The organism is Pseudomonas sp. LFS044, from assembly GCF_047978245.1.
In the GTDB taxonomy this organism is placed as follows: Bacteria; Pseudomonadota; Gammaproteobacteria; order Pseudomonadales; family Pseudomonadaceae; genus Aquipseudomonas.
The window spans coordinates 252,150-270,182 of record NZ_JBFPFX010000002.1 but is presented as its reverse complement, the minus strand read 5'-3'; the positions used below and the strand labels follow the sequence as shown (position 1 = coordinate 270,182).

The following is an 18,033-nucleotide window of genomic DNA, read 5'->3' as shown; positions in this document are numbered from 1 at the left end:
TCAGATATAGCCCATCGCGACGGCGTAAGAGACTGCCTGCACGCGGTTACTGGCGCCGATTTTGCGTTGGATGTTGCGGTGGTGGTAATTCACCGTATCGGTGCACACCCCCATGATCACGCCGATTTCCTCCGAGGTCTTGCCGTCGGCCGTCCAGCGCAGCACATCACATTCCCTACCGCTGAACTCCACATCCGTATTGAACACACGCACGTCGCTCTCCAGCTCGGAAATCTTCTCGTGGACCGCTGCGGCAAACGCCTTGGTCACCACCTTCAACGCCTCAAATTCCTGAAGACTGATGGGATTATCCTTGCGCGCCAGGCTTAACACCCCAACCCTCCCCTGGGTGTTGAACGAGGGCTGTGCCAGGCCGTGGCGTAAATTCGAGTCGTTGGCTTCGGACCACAGATCCGGGCACCCACGGAACAACTCATTGCTCCACAAAATGGGGGACGACGATACTTTGCTGTGTTTCACCGTGGGATCGATCACCGCGTAGTTAGCCGCCTGATATCGCTGCACCCAGTCCTCGGGATAATTGCCATACATATAAGTCCTGGGCCGCATGAACGGAGTCACGCTGCACATGCCGTAGGCAAAAAAATCAAACCGTAGTTCGCGCAAGGCCCTCAACGCGACAGCCGTAAACTCCTGCATATCCATGGTTCGCGCAAAGATACTATAAAAGTACGCATCCCATCCCAACTGCTGCCCTAATTCCATCTCCCGGGAGGACCGCGCCCACGGCCCATCCATGGGCCGAAGCGCTTGCCGGGCATCCTGCCCGTCACCTCCCTCCGCAAGACCTCCACTCGGCCTCCTGAAGTCGCAATCGGTGGTGACTGAGCTAGCGCGCGCTTAGAAGCAAAGCAGAGCAAAAGCAGAGCAAAAGCACAGCAGTGCGCTTCGCACTCACGCGGGAGGGCAGGTGGGTATTGGTCCGCGCTGCGCTATGCGCCACAATAGGCGATCATTTGCGGAGCCCCCCATGACTGATTTCACCCCCGACGCCATCCTCGATGCCACCGGCCTGAACTGCCCGGAACCAGTGATGATGCTGCACACCCACGTGCGCAACCTCGCCGCCGGCGGCCTGCTCAAGGTTATCGCCACCGACCCCTCCACCCGCCGCGACATCCCCAAGTTCTGCAACTTCCTCGGCCACGAACTCCTCCAGCAGCAGGAAGAGTCCGGCACCTACCTGTACTGGATTCGCAAGAAAGCCGACTGATCCGCGCTGGATCGCACCCCGCGTAGCACCTACACTGCGTTCCCCAGACAGGAGAGCGCCATGCTGATAGTTGCCGACGAGAATATCCCGCTGCTCGATGCCTTCTTCGAAGGCTTCGGCGAGATCCGCCGTTACCCCGGCAGGAGCCTCGACGCCGCCAGCGTCAAAGAGGCCGATGTGCTGCTGGTGCGCTCGGTGACCAAAGTCGACCGGCACCTGCTCGAAGGCAGCAAGGTGCGCTTCGTCGGCACCTGCACCATCGGCACCGATCACCTGGACCTCGACTATTTCGCCCAAGCGGGCATCCACTGGAGCAGCGCACCAGGCTGCAACGCCCGCGGCGTGGTCGATTACGTGCTGGGCAGCTTGCTGACCCTGGCCGACCTGGACGGCGTGGCGCTGGCCCAACGCACCTATGGCGTGGTAGGCGCCGGTGAAGTCGGCGGGCGGCTGGTGCGTGTGCTGCATGGCCTCGGCTGGAAGGTGCTGGTCTGCGACCCCCTGCGCCAGGCCGCCGAAGGCGGTGACTTCGTCAGCCTCGAACGCATCCTCGAACAGTGCGATGTGATCAGCCTGCACACCCCATTGCAGCGTGCCGGCGAGCACCCCACCTGGCACCTGCTGGGCGAGGCACAACTGGCGCACCTGCGTCCCGGCGCGTGGCTGATCAACGCCAGCCGCGGGCCGGTGGTGGATAACCGAGCGCTGCGCGAACTGCTGCTGGACCGCGAAGACGTGCACGCGGTGCTTGATGTGTGGGAGGGCGAACCGCAGGTAGACCTGCAGTTGGCTGATCTATGCACCCTGGCTACCCCGCACATTGCCGGTTACAGCCTGGACGGCCGCCAGCGCGGTACGGCGCAGATCTACCAGGCGCTGTGTCGCTTCCTCGGCGAGGCCGAGCGTGTGCAGTTGCAGGACCTGCTGCCCAAGCCGCCGTTGGCGCAGATCGAGCTGGATGCCAACGCCGACCTGAACTGGGCCTTGGCCACCTTGTGCCGCGCGGTGTACGACCCACGTCGCGACGATGCCGATTTCCGTCGTAGCCTCAGTGACGATGCCGCCGAGCAGCGCGCGGCATTCGACCAGCTGCGCAAGCACTACCCGGCGCGGCGAGAGGTCGAGGGGTTGCGTGTACGCTTGCGCGGCGAGGCGCCGCAGTTGGCGCAGATGGTCAGTGCACTGGGGGGTGTGGTGGTCTGACAGGCCAATAAAAACCCGGCGCCAGCGCCGGGTTGCAGCAATTCTTCTTTCAGCCCTTGGGCACTTTCCTGACCCGGCTGTCCTCAAGGTCTTTGCAGGCCCGCTGGATCATCTGCTCGGTAATCGGGACTTCATGGCCTTGGGCATCGATGATCGAACCGCAGGGCTTGGATTGCGGATTGTTCTGGGGCTTTTGGGTGTCACTGCCGTGTTGCAAGGGCATATACAGTCTCCTCATCAGGTCCAGTTTCAAGGTAAACCTGCGCCGTGACCGGCCCGTGACAAGGGCTCTTGGGTGCCACGACCTCTACAGTCCAACAGAATCGCAGGCAAACCTCCAGAGGCGTTTTAGAACGTTGAGCTATAGCCACCACCAGGGCTGATGAGTGCTAGGCTGCAGGCTCATTGTTGCTGTGGTCTTCGTCATGCCCGAACCGGTTTCCTCTCGTCAGCGTCGCGCCTTGTCCCTCTGCTGGCAGTTCCTGCGCCCTTACCGTCGCCAGGCAGGCCTGGCGTTGCTGGCGCTGGTGGCGACAGCGGCTATCACCTTGTCCATGGGGCAGGGCATTCGCCTGTTGGTGGACCAGGGGTTCATGACGCGCTCGGCGCACCAGCTGAACCAGACCATCGGGCTGTTCCTGATGTTGGTGCTGGCGTTGGCCATCGGAACGTTCAGCCGTTTCTACCTGGTTTCATGGATCGGCGAACGGTGTGTGGCCGACATTCGCCGCGCCGTGTTCGATCACCTGATCGGGCTGCATCCGGGGTTCTTCGAAGACAACCGCAGCTCGGAAATACAATCCCGGCTGACCGCCGACACCACATTGCTGCAAGCGGTGATCGGCTCGTCGCTGTCGATGTTCTTGCGCAATGCCCTGATGGTCATCGGTGGCGTGGTACTGCTGTTCATCACCAACCCCAAGCTCACCAGCATCGTCGTGGTGGCGTTGCCGCTGGTACTCGCGCCAATCCTGCTGTTTGGCCGGCGCGTGCGCAGCCTGTCGCGGCAAAGCCAGGACCGGGTGGCGGATGTGGGCAGCTACGTGGCAGAGACGCTGGGGCAGATCAAGACGGTGCAGGCGTATAACCACCAGGCGCTGGACCGCCAGCTGTTTGCCGGCACGGTCGAGGCGGCGTTCAGCGTGGCACGTCAGCGCATCGCCCAGCGGGCGTGGCTGATCACCCTGGTGATCGTGCTGGTGCTGGGTGCAGTGGGGGTCATGCTGTGGGTGGGTGGCATGGACGTGATTGCCGGGCGTATTTCCGCCGGTGAATTGGCCGCCTTCGTGTTCTACAGCCTTATCGTCGGCAGTGCTTTCGGTACCCTCAGCGAAGTGATCGGGGAGCTGCAGCGTGCGGCGGGCGCGGCTGAGCGCATCGCCGAGCTGCTGGCGGCGCGCAGCAGTATTCTTGAGCCCGAGCAGGCAGTGGCCCTTGATCGACAGCACGCCAGCGGGTGCATAGAACTGCAACAGGTGGAGTTTGCCTACCCTTCACGGCCATCGGTGGCCGCGATCGACAACCTCAGCCTGGTCATCGAGCCAGGCCAGACCGTAGCGCTGGTGGGGCCATCGGGGGCGGGCAAGTCGACCTTGTTCGACTTGCTGCTGCGCTTCTACGACCCTCAACGCGGGCGCATCCTTCTTGATGGGCAGCCAATCACCAGCCTTGAATTGGCCCAGTTGCGCAGCCAGTTCGCCCTGGTTGCGCAGAACCCATCGCTGTTCAGGGGTACGGTGGAGGCCAATATTCGCTACGGCCGCCCCGAGGCCAGTTTTGCAGAGGTCGAGGCGGCAGCACGGGGCGCACACGCCGACGCCTTTATCCGGCAATTACCGCAGGGTTATCAGACGCCGCTGGGCGAGGGCGGTACCGGCCTGTCGGGCGGGCAGCGCCAACGCCTGGCAATTGCCCGGGCGTTGTTGGTGGATGCTCCCATCCTGTTGCTCGACGAGGCGACCAGTGCCCTCGATGCCCAGAGCGAACACCTGATTCAGCAGGCGCTGCCAACCCTGATGGCCGGCCGCACCACGCTGGTCATCGCCCACCGCCTCGCGACCGTGCAGCATGCCGACCGCATCGCGGTGATCGACAAGGGGCAGCTGGTGGCGGTCGGTACCCATCGCCAGCTGATCGAAACAAGCCCGTTGTATGCCCGCCTGGCCTCGCTGCAGTTCACCACATCCTGATGCAACTTGCGTTTGTAACATTTCTGTAGCAATGGCTTGAGACTATCCCCGCATCTGTTGTGTAAGTGCTCGAATTGGCTGCTATCGCCCGATGGCAGCTTTTTTTTGGCCTGCGAACGAGGACAAGGATGTCTGTCGCGGCGCTGCCAACGGCGCGCTGTTTCCTACTTCCTTGTTCCCGAGATCCGCGATGTTGCGTAAATCCCTCCGAGTGCAAATTCTCACCCTGCTTGGCGGCAGCGTTGCAGCGATGCTGCTGATCGCCCTGGTGTGTTTCCAGTTCCTGACGTCCAGCGTGCGCGGTTACGCCGAGCTGGTCGAAGGGCCGCTGCAGGCTTCGCAATCGATCGACGAAGCCAACCTGCAGTTCAAGATCCAGGTGCAGGAATGGAAGAACGTGCTGCTGCGCGGCCGCCAACCGGCCGAGTTGGACAAGTATTGGCAGCAGTTTCAGGCTCGCGAACAACAGGTTCAGCAGTTGCTTGGGCAACTGATCGACAGCAGTGATGACAAGCTCAAGGCACCCTTGCAACAGTTGCGCGACAGTCACCGGCAGTTGGGCGTGGCCTACGCGCAAGGGCGCCAGGCGTTTCTGGCTGCCGGTGCTGACCCGGTTGCCGGCGACCTGGCGGTCAAAGGTGTCGACCGTGCCGCCAGTGAGCAGATGAGCGCGCTGGTCGAGCAACTGCGCGCCGCTGCCCGAGAACGCGCCGCCAGCATCAATGCCAGTGCCGAGCGCACGGTATGGCTGGGTGTGGTGGTGATGCTGGCCTCGGCGCTGCTGGTAGGCTTGCTGAGCCTGTGGCGGGTCAATCGTAACCTGATCGAACCCATCACCCAGCTGACCGAATACGTTGCGCAACTGAGCCAGGGCCGCTTCGGCGCCCGCGTCGACGGCCGTCGTGAAGATGAACTGGGCCGCCTGGCCCGCGCGGCCAATACCCTGCGTGATTTCCTGGCCGAAACCGTTGGCCGCCTCAAGGACAACGCCCAGGAACTTGAAGGCGCCAGTGGCCAGCTGCGCACGATTGCCGGCGACATGGCACGGGGCACCCAGGACCAGTTCCAGCGTACCGACCAGGTGGCCACGGCCATGCACGAGATGTCCGCCACTGCCCAGGAGGTTGCCCGCCACGCTGCCGAGGCCGCGCGTGCCGCAGATGATGCCGACCACAGTGCCCAGGCTGGTGAGCAGGTCATGCAGCAGACCATCGACATCATTGGTGTGGTCAACCGCGAGATTGCCGGTACCGCCGCAGTGATCCGCCACCTTGAAAATGACAGCTCGCGCATCGGCAAGGTGCTGGAAGTGATCCGGGGGATTGCTGAACAGACCAATCTGCTGGCGCTCAACGCGGCCATTGAAGCGGCCCGTGCGGGCGAGGCCGGGCGTGGCTTTGCAGTGGTCGCCGACGAGGTGCGCAGTTTGGCCCAGCGTACCGCCGCGTCGATTGCCGAAATCCACCAGATCATCGAGGCGGTGCAGTCGGGTGCGGTAGAGGCGGTCAAGGCTATTGAAAGCGGCCAGCAGCGCAGCGAGGAGGGCGCCGAGCAGGTGCAGCAGGCCGGGCAGATGCTGCAGCGCATCACCACGGCGGTGGAAGCGATCCGCGACATGAACCGGCAAATCGCCACGGCGGCCGAAGAGCAGACCAGCGTGGCCGACGATATTTCGCGCAACCTGATCGAGATCACCCGCATCGCCACAGCCAACCAGCAGGCGGTGCAGCACACCGAGCAGGCAGGGCAGCGCTTGCATGGTTTGTCGGGGCAGCTGGGCGAAGTGACGTCGCGGCTGACTGCATAGGCCAATCGCAGGCAACAAAAAGCCCGCACATGGCGGGCTTTTCGAGTGGGATTTGGTCGGAGAGACAGGATTCGAACCTGCGGCCTTCTCGTCCCGAACGAGACGCGCTACCTGGCTGCGCTACACTCCGATGAACGAAATCCTACTGCATCGCATTTTCGAGCGCAAGCCCTTGTTGTTAAACGGGCTTATGCTCAAAAGCCGGTGCCAGATCAGAGCTCTTTGACGGTGCGGATCTGGTCTTTGTTCAGGCGCGTACGCTTGCCATCGAGTTGCTCGAATTCGTAGAAACCGGAGTCCTCGTCGAAGGATGGCGTGTCCACTGCCTGGATCTCACGGCCGTCGTTCAGGGTGATCACGGTCGGCGAAGCACAGCCGGCGAGAGCGCCCAGGCCGAGGGCGAGCAGGAAGGCAGGAAGGGTCCGTTGAATCATCGTGTTTCTCCAGTGCAATGGTGCTAGATGACTTTATGACGCAGGGTGTCTGCGCAAGTTCCTTACAAGTGCAGCATAGCGCCAATGACGATGTATTGACCTGGGTCTGTCGAGGGTGCCGCAGGGGCGGCTGTGATATAAATGCGGCCACCCCTTCTCCTGCGATGGACACTCATGAAAGCCAAGGCAGATACCCCCTTCGTGGCGCTGAACATTGCCGTGCTGACGGTCAGCGACACCCGCACATTCGACACCGATACCTCCGGCCAGATGTTCGTTGACCGCCTGACTGCAGCGGGCCACCAGCTGGCTGCCCGTGTGCTGCTCAAGGACGATTTGTACAAGATTCGCGCGCAGGTCGCCACCTGGATCGCCGACGACAGCGTGCAGGTCGTGCTGATTACTGGCGGCACCGGCTTCACCGGCCGTGACAGTACCCCAGAAGCCGTTGCCTGCCTGCTGGACAAGCAGGTAGACGGCTTCGGCGAGCTGTTCCGGCAGATCTCCGTCCCGGATATCGGCACCTCCACGGTCCAGTCGCGCGCCCTTGCCGGCCTCGCCAACGGTACGCTGGTGTGCTGCCTGCCTGGGTCCACCAATGCCGTGCGCACCGGCTGGGACGGTATCCTTGCCGAACAGCTCGATGCCCGCCATCGCCCGTGCAATTTCGTTGCGCACCTGAAGCAGGCAGTGGCCTGCGAAAGCCGTGGCTGAGGCGCCGCAGGCGCGGCCATTGATGCCGGTGGAAGAAGCCCTGGCACAGCTGTTGGCGCTGGCTGAAGCGGCGCCGATCAAAGACATTGAAACCGTGCCGTTGGCCGAGGCCGAGGGCCGTGTGCTGGCGACCGACCTGGTGGCGTCGCTCGACCTGCCGCCCTGGCCGAACAGCGCCATGGACGGCTATGCGTTGCGTCTGGCTGATCACCAGGGCGAACCGCTGCCGGTCAGCCAGCGCATCTTCGCAGGGCACGCACCCGAGCCCCTGCAGCCCGGTACTTGCGCGCGGATCTTCACCGGTGCGCCGTTGCCGGCAGGTGCAGACTGCGTCGAGATGCAGGAAAACACAGAAGTGTTGGCCGATGGCCGGGTACGCTTTCTCGAGCAGCTGAGGCTCGATCAGAATGTTCGCCCCCAAGGCCAGGAAACCCGCAAGGGGGAACAGGTCATGGTGGCAGGCACACGCCTGGGGCCGATCGAGCTGGGCCTGGCTGCGACCCTGGGCCATGCGCAGCTGCACGTGGTGCGGCGGGTGCGGGTGGCGGTGTTGTCCACCGGCGACGAACTGGTCGAACCGGGGCTGCCGCTGGGCCCCGGGCAGATCTACAACAGCAACCGGCGCCTGCTGGTCAGCTGGTTGCAGCGCCTGGGCTGTGAGGTGCGCGACATGGGCATCCTCCCCGATGACCTGGTGCGTACCCGCGAGTGCCTGGCCGGCCTGGGTGATGTCGACCTGATCCTGTCTACAGGCGGGGTTTCCGTAGGTGAAGCCGACTACCTTGGCGCGGCATTGCGCGAAGCCGGTGAGCTGGCCTTGTGGAAGCTGGCGATCAAGCCAGGCAAGCCGTTGACCTTTGGGCACTATCACGGGGTGCCGGTGATCGGCCTGCCAGGCAACCCGGCCTCGACCTTGGTCACATTCGGCCTGTTGACCCGCCCGTACTTGTTGCGACGCCAGGGTGTGGCAGACGTCACGCCGCTGCGTTTCGATGTGCCTGCCGGGTTCGATTGGCCCAAGGCCGGTACCCGCCGCGAGTACCTGCGCGCGCGCATCGACAACGGCCGCGTGCGCATCTACAAGAACCAGAGCTCCGGCGTGCTGCGCAGCGCTGCGTGGGCCGAGGGCCTGGTGGAGGTGCGCGAAGGCAGCACGCCGCAGCAGGGTGACAGCGTGCCGTTCATACCGCTGAGCGAACTACTTGGTTGAACGCCCCAGCCAGGCGCCGCCGGGCTGTGTGGCGTCGGCCGGCACCGACTGGGTCAGGCGCATGTGCACGTTCTCCAGTTGCTGGGCGGCCACGCTCCAGTCGTGGCGCTGCCGGGCGAACTGGCGGCCGGCTTCGCTCAGCTGGCACATGCGCCAGGGCTGGTTGAGCAGTTGGGTGATCAGCAGCGCCAATTGGCCGCCGTCATCGCTGCCCAGGTAATGCTCGCCATTGTTCACGGCCAGCCCGGACACGCCCTTGCCGGTGGTGATGACCGGCAAACCGGCGGCCATGGCTTCGAGGATCTTTACCTTGGAGCCACCGGCGTAACGCAAGGGGGCAAAGAACAGCGCCGAGCGCCGCTGCAGTTCGCGCAGGTCTGGGCGATAGCCGAGCCATTCGATGCGCGGGTCGTTCCAATGAAGCTTCCAGCTCGCCGGCATGGCATGCCCGGCGATGGCCAGGCGCACTGCCGGGTTGCTCATCCACACTTGCGGCAGGATTTCTTCCAGCGCCCACTCGATGGCTTCCAGGTTGGCACCGTACTCGAAGTTGCCAACGAACAGCAGGCGTTGGCTGTGCATGGCCGGTTTCACGTCCTGGAAGTAATCGCAATCCACACCGTTGACCACCACGTTCACCGGGCGGCCGCTGATCTGGCTGATCAGGTCGGCGTCATGCGCGCTCACCGCCACCACCTCGTTCGGCTGGCTCAATACACGTTGTTCCCACCGACGATAGCGCCAGCGGTCGAATGCGTTCAGCGGCCGCAACCATAGCGGCAGGCGGTCGTGGCAGGCGGCACCCATCACCGACTCCAAGGTATGCTCGCTGAGCATGTAGGGCAGGCCCCGGGCTTGCAGGGCTTTCTCGAAGGGCTGGAAACCATAGCTGTGTTCGATCTGGATGACGTCCCAGGGTTCGTCCAGCAGTTGTTCGAAACGATGCCGCAGGCACGGCGCCAGCCCGTTGATGATTGCGCGCATGGGGTAATCGATGATCGGCGAGGCCAGCAGGTTCAGCGGGCTGTGCAGCGCGCGGCGGGGCAGCACGATCAGGCGCTCGACCAGTGGCTCCAGCGCTTCGCGGGTGGCATCGTTCAGCGGGATCTTTGACTGCACCAGCAAGGTGATCCGGTGGCCGTGTTGCGCAAGGGCGCGCAACAGGTGGTATTGCCGGGTCTTGCTGCCGCTGGTGGTGGGCCAGGGCAGGTAGGGCAGTGTCCAGAGTATGCGCATGAGCCGGAATCCTCGCCAAAAACCGCAGACAACAAACGCGCCCGCTGGTAGCTAGCCATGTGCTGCTGCCGGGACACGCCCTTTCTTTTGAGTAAAGCTCACCTTGTCTCGTTCGCCGGGGTCCGTTGCAGCCGTAGTGCCAGCGCTCAACGACAAAAAAACGCTGACGCAAAGTCAAAAAACTGGCGACACTCAAAAGTTTAAAGAGGAAAAGCCAATTACTTGTCGATGATGCGCTCGAGCAGCAAAGCTTTCAATGCCGTTCGGATTATTCTGGCGTTTTGCTCAGGCAGATCGCTCGCCCAGACGTTTTATTACCTGAGCCATGCAGCATTCCTGCACTGACTGTGGTCGAGATTTGCAATGATCGATCCCCAGGGAGAAGCGCGATGCGCAAGGCGATAGTGATCCTGCATGGCAAGCAGGCGATGAACGAAGAGGTACGCAAAGCCGTGCTCGCCCAGCGCGAGCGGGGCTGGACCGTGGATGTGCGGGTTACCTGGGAGGCGGGTGATGCGCAGCGGCTGGTCGCCGAGGCGCTGGCGGCCGGTTATACGCATGTGGTCGCCGGGGGCGGCGATGGCACCTTGCGTGACGTGGCCGAAGCCATGGGGCATGCTCGCACCGAGGCCAGCCTGGCATTGCTGCCGCTGGGCACCGCCAACGATTTTGCCAAGGCTGCGGGCGTTTCACTGGAGCCGGCCGAGGCGTTGGCCCTGCTGGACCAGCCAGCTCGGCCGATCGACCTGGGGCGGGTTGGCGACCAGCTGTTCCTGAACATGGCCACCGGCGGCTTTGGCAGCCAGGTCACCGCCAACACCTCCGAGGACTTGAAGAAGGTATTGGGTGCCGCGGCCTACCTGTTTACCGGGCTGTCACGCTTCAGCGAGCTGCAGGCCGCATCGGTGGAGCTGACGGGCCCAGGCTTCCACTGGCAAGGCGACTTGCTGGCGCTGGGTATCGGCAACGGTCGTCAGGCCGGTGGCGGGCAGGTGTTGTGTGGGGAGGCGGTGGTGGATGACGGCTTGCTTGACGTCGCCATATTGCCGGCGCCGCAGGAAGTGGTAGGGGCGCTGCGTGATCTGCTGGCGGGGGAGGGGTTGTTCGTCCGCGCGCGCTTGCCGTGGGTTGAAATCAAAAGCTCCCAAGGCCTGGATATCAACCTGGATGGCGAGCCTTTGCAGGGTGACAGTCTGCGTTTCGAATCCCTACCCGCCGCGCTGCGCCTGCATTTGCCGCCCGATTCAGCGCTGCTCAGTCGTCCAGGCGAATGATTTTCTCGCGCACGGCAAACAGTACTAGGCCTGCAACGTCATGGATCTGCAGGCGCTTCATGATTTGTGAGCGATGGGTTTCAACGGTTTTGATCGACAGGCCCAGGCCAGTGGCAATCTCACGGGTGGATTTGCCGCGCACGATCAGGCGCAGGATTTCCAGCTGCCGAGCAGTCAGGTTGTGGCGGTCTACATTGGGCTGCTTGCCGTGCTGCGCCCGCATCAGCGCCTGGTTGATCACGGTGTGGGCGATGGCCGGGCTCAGGTAGCGCTCACCGCTGCGCAAGGCGGCCAGGGCCTGCTCCAGTTCGGTGGCGGTGGCGTCCTTGAGCAGGTAACCATGGGCACCGCTTTCCAGGGCCCGCATGATCAGGTCAGGGTCGGTGTGCATGGACAGGATCAGCACCTTGCAGGTGTTGCCGGTGGCGCGCAGCTGGGTGAGGGCGTCCAGGCCGCTGGTCGAGCGCATGGAAATATCCAGCAGGACCATATCGGGCGCCAGCTGCTGAGCCTGTTCGAGCAACTGGTCGCCATCTTCGGCTTCGCCCACCACGGTGTAGCCGGGAATGTCGGATACCAGGGCGCGAACGCCGGCTCGGATCAGCGAGTGGTCATCTACCAGCAACAGTCTGCAAGTCATGGGGAAACAGGGGTCCTGGCGCGTTCATGGGTGCGCGGCGGCCACGGGAACAAGACCTCGATCCGCGTGCCCATGCCGAGCTGGCTGGTAATTTCCAGGCTGCCTTGCAGAGCAGTGGCGCGTTCCTGCATGCCGGCCATGCCGCGTTGGCCGGCTTCGGCCGGATTGGCAGCAGGCATGAAGCCCTGCCCGTCGTCCTGAATCGACAGGGCCAGGCCGACGGGGCTGCGCTGCAGGCGGATGGTCAGGTTACGCGCTTGCGCATGGCGCAGGATGTTGGTGACGGCTTCTTGCGTGATGCGAAAGGCCGCCATGGCCACGGCTTCGGAAATACCCCCCAGCCGTTGATGGCACTCCAGGCTCCAATGCACGTCGGTGTTCGCCAGCGTACGCACCAGGTGCGCACGCAGGCTGGCCTCCAGGCCAAGGCTCGCCAGTTGCCGTGGGTTGAGAATGGCAGACACATCGCGCACCTTGCCCAAAGTGTCTTCAAGCGTGCCGCGCAAAGTGCCGCAGTGTGCCTGCAGGTCGCTCGGTAGCCGCCGTTGCAACCAGCCCACCTGCATCGTGGCGGCAGTGAGCAGTTGGCCAATGTCGTCATGCAGCTCACGGCTAAGGTGTTGACGCTCGCTTTCCTGAACCTTGAGCATGCGATCGGCCAACTCCGCCGGGCGAAGGCTGATTGACCTGGCGTCATGGCTCAACTGCCAGCCAACCCCGAGCATCGCCGCCAGTTGCAGCAGCAACAGGCTGGCCGGCATCGCCTGCCCGCCGATGAACAAGCAAAGATTGCCAGCCAGGGATGCCACGCACAGCAATGCAGTCGCCCAGCGCAGCAAGCTGGCGCGTGAACGGCAACGCAGAGGGATCTTCAAGCGTGGGAGCATAAATGGGAAGCCACTGAAGTCTTGCTGATGGGGGCCTTGAACATGTCTTGCCAAAGGCTTTGGCGTGGTGTTTTCAACAATCTCCGAGCGTGCGTCGAGGCGATCCATATACCGGTGGCCGATGATTGTTAGTGCGCATGTTAACACTTCAAGATGCGTCGGTCGCGGCTGGGTAATGCTTTGAAACCTAGGGATTTCCGGGCCGATCACGGCGGTTCTATGCCTGCGCTAAATAGCTAATTGCTATCATTGGTTCCGGTCTTGAGACATACCCCGTTCAACTTGCGCGCTGGCAGGCAAGTGCTCGCACCTCAAACTTAACAAGTTCATCCATTTCGGATTGCATGACGCGGTTAGTTGCAGGTTGCTATCCCGCTAGTGCGCCCGGCTTGCTCTGTAGGCTGTGCCCTGGGCGGCGGGTGCAGGGGGGTGAACGCATTCGTCGCCACTGTGCTGACAAGGCGCACACGTTTGCGGCAGTGGCTGGCCCAGCGCGCTTGCCAACTCGGTCAGCAACGCTACTTGCTCCGTCGCATCGAGGGCCAGGCGCCCGGTTTGCAGGTCCAGCAGCTCGACTTGCCAGGCCAACAGGGTGAGGCAGGCCCCCAGGGCGGGCAAGGCTTCATTGGGCAGGTGCTGGTGCTGGCAGGCTGGGGCCAGCAGTTGCTGCAGGGCAGTGGTGTAGTGCGCGACTTCGACCAGCCCCAGGCCGCTGGCACGCCGGGCAAGGGTATCGAGGGTATTGCTCAGGCAGAGGCAGGCGTCGGCGTCATTGGCGATCAGTTGCAGGTGCTGCAGGCATTCCTGAGACTGGGTCAGCAAGACCTGCGCATCCAGCAGAAACTCCTGCAGCGCGCTGCTGTTGGCGGCTGTGCTGTCCATCATGAGGCTCCGGCGTGCACGGCGGGAGCGGGGGATGGCAAAGCCATGTCGGTCGCTAGCAAAAGCCTGACTCCATTCATGCAGTGAGAATGGCGTCACATTAATGGCTAAAGGATATCGCGCAAATCAGGTTACACCCGATTGCTTCTAGGGGTTTCCCTGATGGCGGCCTAGGGTGCGACAGGGTGCCCAAGCACTGGATCCAAGCTGGGATGTCCGCAGTAAAGCATGATGGTAATGTGATATCAATTGCCTGCGCGGCATTTTCATACATGGGTCAAGCTGCGCTGCAAACCGCCGATACAGGGTGGATGATTTCACATTTTTCGACTCAAGCCTGGGGGCTTTCCAATGGCCGGCATTCTCGACACGGTAGACCAACGTACGCAACTGGTAGGTGAGAACCGCCTGGAAATCCTGATGTTTCGCCTGGCTGGCCGCCAGCTGTTCGCGATCAACGTGTTCAAGGTGCAGGAAGTGCTGCAACTGCCCAAGCTGACCTTGATGCCGCAGCGTCACCCGTTCGTCTGTGGCGTGGTCAACTTGCGCGGGCAAACCCTGCCGGTGATCGACCTGTCCCAGGCGATCGGCATGCGCCCGCTGACGCCTGGGCCAGACAGCACGATCATCGTCACCGAGTACAACCGTTCGGTGCAGGCATTTCTGGTGGGCGGGGTTGATCGCATCGTCAACATGAACTGGGAAGCCATCCTGCCACCGCCCTCCAGTGCCGGCCGCCAGCATTACCTGACCGCCATCACCAAGGTGGACGAGCAACTGGTGGAAGTGATCGACGTGGAAAAGGTGTTGGCCGAGATCGTGCCGTACAACGCCAAGGTGTCCAACGACAAGCTTGCCGACCCGGTACTGGCGCGTGCCCGTGGCCGGGAGGTGCTACTGGTGGACGACTCCAGCGTGGCCTTGGCGCAGTTGCGTGACACCCTGTCGCAATTGGGGGTGAAACTGCATGTGGCCAGCGATGGCCTGAAGGCGCTGCGCATGCTCAAGGGTTGGGCCGATGCCGGCGAAGATGTGTGCGAGAAGCTGCTGATGGTATTTACCGATGCAGAAATGCCTGAAATGGATGGTTACCGGCTGACCACGGAAATCCGCAGCGATGCGCGCCTGCGCAAGCTTTACGTGGTGCTGCACACGTCGTTGTCGGGCAGCTTCAATGAGTCGATGGTCAAGAAAGTCGGCTGTGACAATTTCCTCTCCAAGTTCCAACCTGATCGCCTGGTCGATGTGGTCAAGCAGCGCCTGCTGTTGAACACAACCGCTGCGTGATCCCAGCGCCTGCCGGGTATAAGCTGGGCTTTTGCATGGCACGAGGCAGGCAGGGATGTTTCTGAGTGAGTTGTATCGGTACCCGGTGAAGTCGGGGCAGGCGCAATGCCTGCAGGCTTCGGCGGTGGATCATCTGGGGCTGCGGGGTGATCGACGCTGGATGGTGGTCGAGGAAGGCAACGGCCGCTTCCTTACCCAGCGCGCCTGGCCGCAGCTCAGCCAGTTGAAGGCGCGCGATGATGAGGCCGGGGCGCTGCTGCTGGAGGCGCCGGGGCAAGCCGTGTTGAGGGTGGCGCTGCCTGGCGCTGATGAGGGCTTGCGCGGTGTGACCCTCTGGCGTGACACATTCCGTGTGCCGGATGCCGGCGACGAGGCGGCAGCCTGGTTGTCGCAGATGCTCGGCAAGCCGGTGCGTCTGGTCTACTGCCCGGAGCAGCGGGCGCGTTACCTGCCCAGTGGTTATGGTTTGATCAGTGACCGGGCGGCGTTCCCCGATGGGTTCCCGTTGCTGCTGATTGGCCAGGGCTCGCTGGATGAGCTGAACAGGCGCATAGGCCGCCCCATGGAGATGCTGCGTTTTCGCCCCAACCTGGTGGTGCAGGGTGCAGCGCCTTTTGCCGAGGATGGCTGGAAGCGGATTCGTATCGGCACGTTGCAGTTTCGTGTGCTCAAGCCCAGCGTACGGTGCATCTTCACCACGCTTGACCCGGCGACCGGGCAGCGCAGCCCGGACCGTGAACCACTGACCACGTTAAGGACCTTCCGCGAAAAGGAGGGGGATATCCTGTTCGGGCAAAACCTGGCGGTGGAGGGCACTGGCCGGGTTGAAGTGGGGATGGAAGTCGAAGTGCTGGAGTAGCGTTTACCAGCCAATGCTCTTCGCGGGTTTGCCCCGCGAAGAGCATTGGCGGTTTCACATGTCGTCGAAATACCGCTCGTGCCAATCCACCAACGGCTGAGGTGAGTTGAGCTTCTGCCCGTAGATCACCGAATACGACAGCACGTTCTGTACGTACTGGCGGGTTTCGTCGAACGGGATCGATTCCACCCACACATCGAAGCTCAGGTGCTTGGCGCCCTTGAGCCACTGGCGTACGCGCCCGGGGCCGGCGTTGTACGCCGCCGAGGCCAGTACGCGGTTGCCGTTGAACTGGCTGTGCACCTGGCTCAGGTAGGCGGCACCGAGCTGGATGTTCTTGTCTGGGTTGAACACCTGCTGTGGCGATGCCAACGGAATGCTGAACTTGCGCGCGGTTTCCTTGGCCGTGGCCGGCATCAACTGCATCAGGCCGCTGGCGCCGACGCTGGAGCGTGCATCTTCCATGAACGCGCTTTCCTGACGCGTGATGGCGAACACCCAGCTCGAATGCAGCCCACGTACCTTGGCCTCGCGTACCAGGGTGTCGCGGTGGGCCATCGGGAAGCGGATGTCCAGGTCATCCCAGTACTGGGCCTGGCTGATGGTGCGGATGGCCGGGAAGTACCAGCGCAAGTCGTAGGCCAGGCGCGCCTGGGCAACCATTTCATCGCGGTTGAAGTGGCGGCTGACGTGGTACCACTCGCGGCGCCCTTCGACTATCTGGCCGCGGGCGTGGAATTCCAGCGCACGCTGGACGCCCGGGGTGTTGCGCACTTTGTTGACCAGTTGCGGGCTCAGCACCAGCGGCCGGTTGTTCAGCTGATAAGGCGTTTGCGCACGGTCGGCAGCGAGGAAGCCATAGAAATCACGCTCCCGCGCCACGGTCTTGTACAGCAGGGGTATTTGCGGGTTGTTCGGCTGTGCCAGCTCCAGGCTGCGCGCCTGCCAGTACTTCCAGCGGTTGCTGCTGGCCAGGTCTTGCGGCAAGCGTTTGGTCAGCTCGTAGGCATCTTCCCAGCGGCCCAGGCGTAGCAGCAGGCGCATGCGCCATTCACTGACGGTGTTGTCGCGCAGCTCCGGGTCGTAGCGGGTCATCAGGTCGAGGGCGCGCGGGTCGTAGCGACGCGCCAGGGTCAGGCCGATCTCGCGGGCGATGGCGACTTTCTCGTCGCGGGAGAAGTGCATGCGCTGCGCGTAGTCGTCGAGCAGCGCCATGGCACGCTCCGGGTCCTGGCGGGCCAGGCGGCGCAGGCCGAGGCTGACCACGTCGGACATGGCTTCGTTGACCGGGGAGAAACGCGATGGCTGGTTGAGCAGCTCAGGCTTTTGCGCCACATCCACCAGCAGGCGGCCTTGCGGGGCAAGGGTGGTCAGGGAATTGACCAGGTTGTTGGCCAGGGCATAGTTGCGTGCCTGGGCTGCCAGCTTGGCGCGGTTCCAGCGTTTGGCCTCGGTGAGCTGGCCTTCGGCGGCCCACATGGCAAACAGGGTGTCGCAGGCGGCCGGTTGCGACTTGCCCACGTTCCACAGTTTCTCGGCGCTGGCATAGCCTTCGGCACGCTGGCCGTGGCTCAACTGGTACTGGCCATTGAGGCAGTCCAGCTCGGTGAAGTTGAGCTTGGGGTCATAGTACTTGACGAAGGTGTTCCACTCGCCGCGCTCGGCCAGCCAGCGCAACCAGCGCAGTTTCATCCAGTTGGCCTGGGGCAGGTCGCCGTGCTTGGCCAGGAAGGCTTCGATTTCCTCGTTGCTGGCGCTTTTCAGGCGCGCGGTGAGTTCGTCGTAGGCCAGGTAAGGCGTCAGCGGGTAGTCGCGCAAGGCCTGGGAGTAGCGCAGGTAGGGGCCTTTGTCGCCTTTGGCCAGCGCACGCTTGGCCTCGTCGTAGTATTGGCGTTGCTGAGAAAGGTCGATGGCCTGCGCCGCGCTGGCGGTGGCGGCGGTAAGCAGCAGGCAGGAGGCAATCTGTAACAGGCGGCTGCGCATGATACGTCCGGGCAGTTGAACCATGGGAAAGTGACGGCGAAGCCAGCACTGTTGGGAGCAATTGCCTTAGCTTAGCCGTTTGCCGGCAGCGGGTGAAAGCACTGTGCTTGTATCAAGGCGTTAAGTTCGACCGGATGTCGTAATGCCCGGGCGTTGCGGTCAACTTAATGCCGGAACGAGCCAACTCAGGTAGA

At 63.1% G+C, this 18,033-nt stretch carries 17 protein-coding genes, 1 tRNA gene and 1 pseudogene; 10 read left to right on the top strand and 9 right to left on the bottom strand.

Features of this window, described 5'->3' with window-relative positions; all coding sequences use genetic code 11:
- Window positions 1-666 (bottom strand): autoinducer binding domain-containing protein, encoded by a 666-nt coding sequence (locus ACNQPL_RS02840; RefSeq protein ID WP_347033368.1) that lies wholly within the window; start codon window positions 664-666, stop codon window positions 1-3.
- Between the two features lie 325 nt (window positions 667-991).
- On the opposite strand from ACNQPL_RS02840, the gene tusA reads away from it, so the two are divergent.
- The gene (gene tusA, locus ACNQPL_RS02835; RefSeq protein ID WP_346613821.1) at window positions 992-1,234 is read left to right on the top strand and encodes a sulfurtransferase TusA; all 243 of its coding nucleotides are present in this window, start codon (window positions 992-994) and stop codon (window positions 1,232-1,234) included.
- Between the two features lie 60 nt (window positions 1,235-1,294).
- A complete protein-coding gene (pdxB, locus tag ACNQPL_RS02830; protein WP_416465781.1) occupies window positions 1,295-2,437 on the top strand; it encodes a 4-phosphoerythronate dehydrogenase PdxB in 1,143 nt (380 codons plus the stop codon).
- Between the two features lie 49 nt (window positions 2,438-2,486).
- Here the strand turns inward: pdxB and ACNQPL_RS02825 are convergent, their stop codons facing one another.
- On the bottom strand, window positions 2,487-2,660 hold the full coding sequence (locus ACNQPL_RS02825; protein WP_346613823.1) for a PA1571 family protein: 174 nt from the start codon (window positions 2,658-2,660) through the stop codon (window positions 2,487-2,489).
- 202 nt (window positions 2,661-2,862) lie between these two features.
- Here ACNQPL_RS02825 and ACNQPL_RS02820 point away from each other — a divergent pair, with 202 nt between their 5' ends.
- From ACNQPL_RS02820 to ACNQPL_RS02810, 3 genes and pseudogenes are all read left to right on the top strand, one after another.
- Window positions 2,863-4,626 (top strand): ABC transporter transmembrane domain-containing protein, encoded by a 1,764-nt coding sequence (locus tag ACNQPL_RS02820; protein ID WP_346613824.1) that lies wholly within the window; start codon window positions 2,863-2,865, stop codon window positions 4,624-4,626.
- Window positions 4,627-4,717: 91 nt separating this feature from the next.
- Window positions 4,718-5,548 (top strand): annotated as a pseudogene (locus ACNQPL_RS02815) (methyl-accepting chemotaxis protein); the annotation flags it as partial.
- A gap of 117 nt (window positions 5,549-5,665) precedes the next feature.
- Window positions 5,666-6,433: a methyl-accepting chemotaxis protein gene (locus tag ACNQPL_RS02810; protein WP_416465792.1), complete on the top strand. Its 768-nt coding sequence runs from the start codon at window positions 5,666-5,668 to the stop codon at window positions 6,431-6,433.
- Between the two features lie 53 nt (window positions 6,434-6,486).
- Here ACNQPL_RS02810 and ACNQPL_RS02805 read toward each other — a convergent pair.
- Window positions 6,487-6,563, bottom strand: a tRNA-Pro gene (locus tag ACNQPL_RS02805).
- Between the two features lie 82 nt (window positions 6,564-6,645).
- Entirely contained in the window at window positions 6,646-6,867 is a 222-nt protein-coding gene (locus ACNQPL_RS02800; RefSeq protein ID WP_027596642.1) for a YgdI/YgdR family lipoprotein, read from the bottom strand.
- Window positions 6,868-7,041: 174 nt separating this feature from the next.
- Between ACNQPL_RS02800 and moaB the strand changes: the two genes are divergently transcribed.
- Both moaB and glp read left to right on the top strand, forming a co-directional pair.
- Window positions 7,042-7,581 (top strand): molybdenum cofactor biosynthesis protein B, encoded by a 540-nt coding sequence (gene moaB, locus ACNQPL_RS02795; protein WP_387529806.1) that lies wholly within the window; start codon window positions 7,042-7,044, stop codon window positions 7,579-7,581.
- 22 nt (window positions 7,582-7,603) lie between these two features.
- Entirely contained in the window at window positions 7,604-8,791 is a 1,188-nt protein-coding gene (glp, locus tag ACNQPL_RS02790) for a gephyrin-like molybdotransferase Glp (protein WP_416465778.1), read from the top strand.
- Here the strand turns inward: glp and ACNQPL_RS02785 are convergent.
- Window positions 8,780-10,027, bottom strand: coding sequence for a glycosyltransferase family 4 protein (locus ACNQPL_RS02785; protein WP_416465776.1), 1,248 nt, complete (start codon window positions 10,025-10,027; stop codon window positions 8,780-8,782). The two genes, glp and ACNQPL_RS02785, sit on opposite strands and share 12 nt — an antisense overlap.
- Window positions 10,028-10,416: 389 nt before the next feature.
- Between ACNQPL_RS02785 and yegS the strand changes: the two genes are divergently transcribed.
- Window positions 10,417-11,301, top strand: a complete 885-nt coding sequence (yegS, locus tag ACNQPL_RS02780; protein ID WP_346613829.1) for a lipid kinase YegS — start codon at window positions 10,417-10,419, stop codon at window positions 11,299-11,301.
- Here the strand turns inward: yegS and ACNQPL_RS02775 are convergent.
- The 3 genes from ACNQPL_RS02775 to ACNQPL_RS02765 all read right to left on the bottom strand — a co-directional run bounded on the left by ACNQPL_RS02775 (window position 11,282) and on the right by ACNQPL_RS02765 (window position 13,710).
- Window positions 11,282-11,941 (bottom strand): response regulator, encoded by a 660-nt coding sequence (locus tag ACNQPL_RS02775; RefSeq protein WP_387529797.1) that lies wholly within the window; start codon window positions 11,939-11,941, stop codon window positions 11,282-11,284. The two genes, yegS and ACNQPL_RS02775, sit on opposite strands and share 20 nt — an antisense overlap.
- Window positions 11,938-12,828, bottom strand: a complete 891-nt coding sequence (locus tag ACNQPL_RS02770) for a sensor histidine kinase (RefSeq protein WP_416465774.1) — start codon at window positions 12,826-12,828, stop codon at window positions 11,938-11,940. The genes ACNQPL_RS02775 and ACNQPL_RS02770 overlap by 4 nt, the downstream gene beginning before the upstream one ends.
- Window positions 12,829-13,203: 375 nt before the next feature.
- Window positions 13,204-13,710, bottom strand: a complete 507-nt coding sequence (locus ACNQPL_RS02765; protein ID WP_416465772.1) for a histidine kinase — start codon at window positions 13,708-13,710, stop codon at window positions 13,204-13,206.
- 351 nt (window positions 13,711-14,061) lie between these two features.
- Between ACNQPL_RS02765 and ACNQPL_RS02760 the strand changes: the two genes are divergently transcribed.
- Both ACNQPL_RS02760 and ACNQPL_RS02755 read left to right on the top strand, forming a co-directional pair.
- Entirely contained in the window at window positions 14,062-14,997 is a 936-nt protein-coding gene (locus ACNQPL_RS02760) for a chemotaxis protein CheV (protein WP_346613833.1), read from the top strand.
- Between the two features lie 55 nt (window positions 14,998-15,052).
- Window positions 15,053-15,856, top strand: coding sequence for an MOSC domain-containing protein (locus ACNQPL_RS02755; RefSeq protein ID WP_346613834.1), 804 nt, complete (start codon window positions 15,053-15,055; stop codon window positions 15,854-15,856).
- 54 nt (window positions 15,857-15,910) lie between these two features.
- Here the strand turns inward: ACNQPL_RS02755 and ACNQPL_RS02750 are convergent, their stop codons facing one another.
- Complete coding sequence (locus tag ACNQPL_RS02750; RefSeq protein WP_416465770.1) at window positions 15,911-17,839, bottom strand: transglycosylase SLT domain-containing protein; 1,929 nt, start codon at window positions 17,837-17,839, stop codon at window positions 15,911-15,913.
- Window positions 17,840-18,033 lie beyond the last annotated feature (194 nt).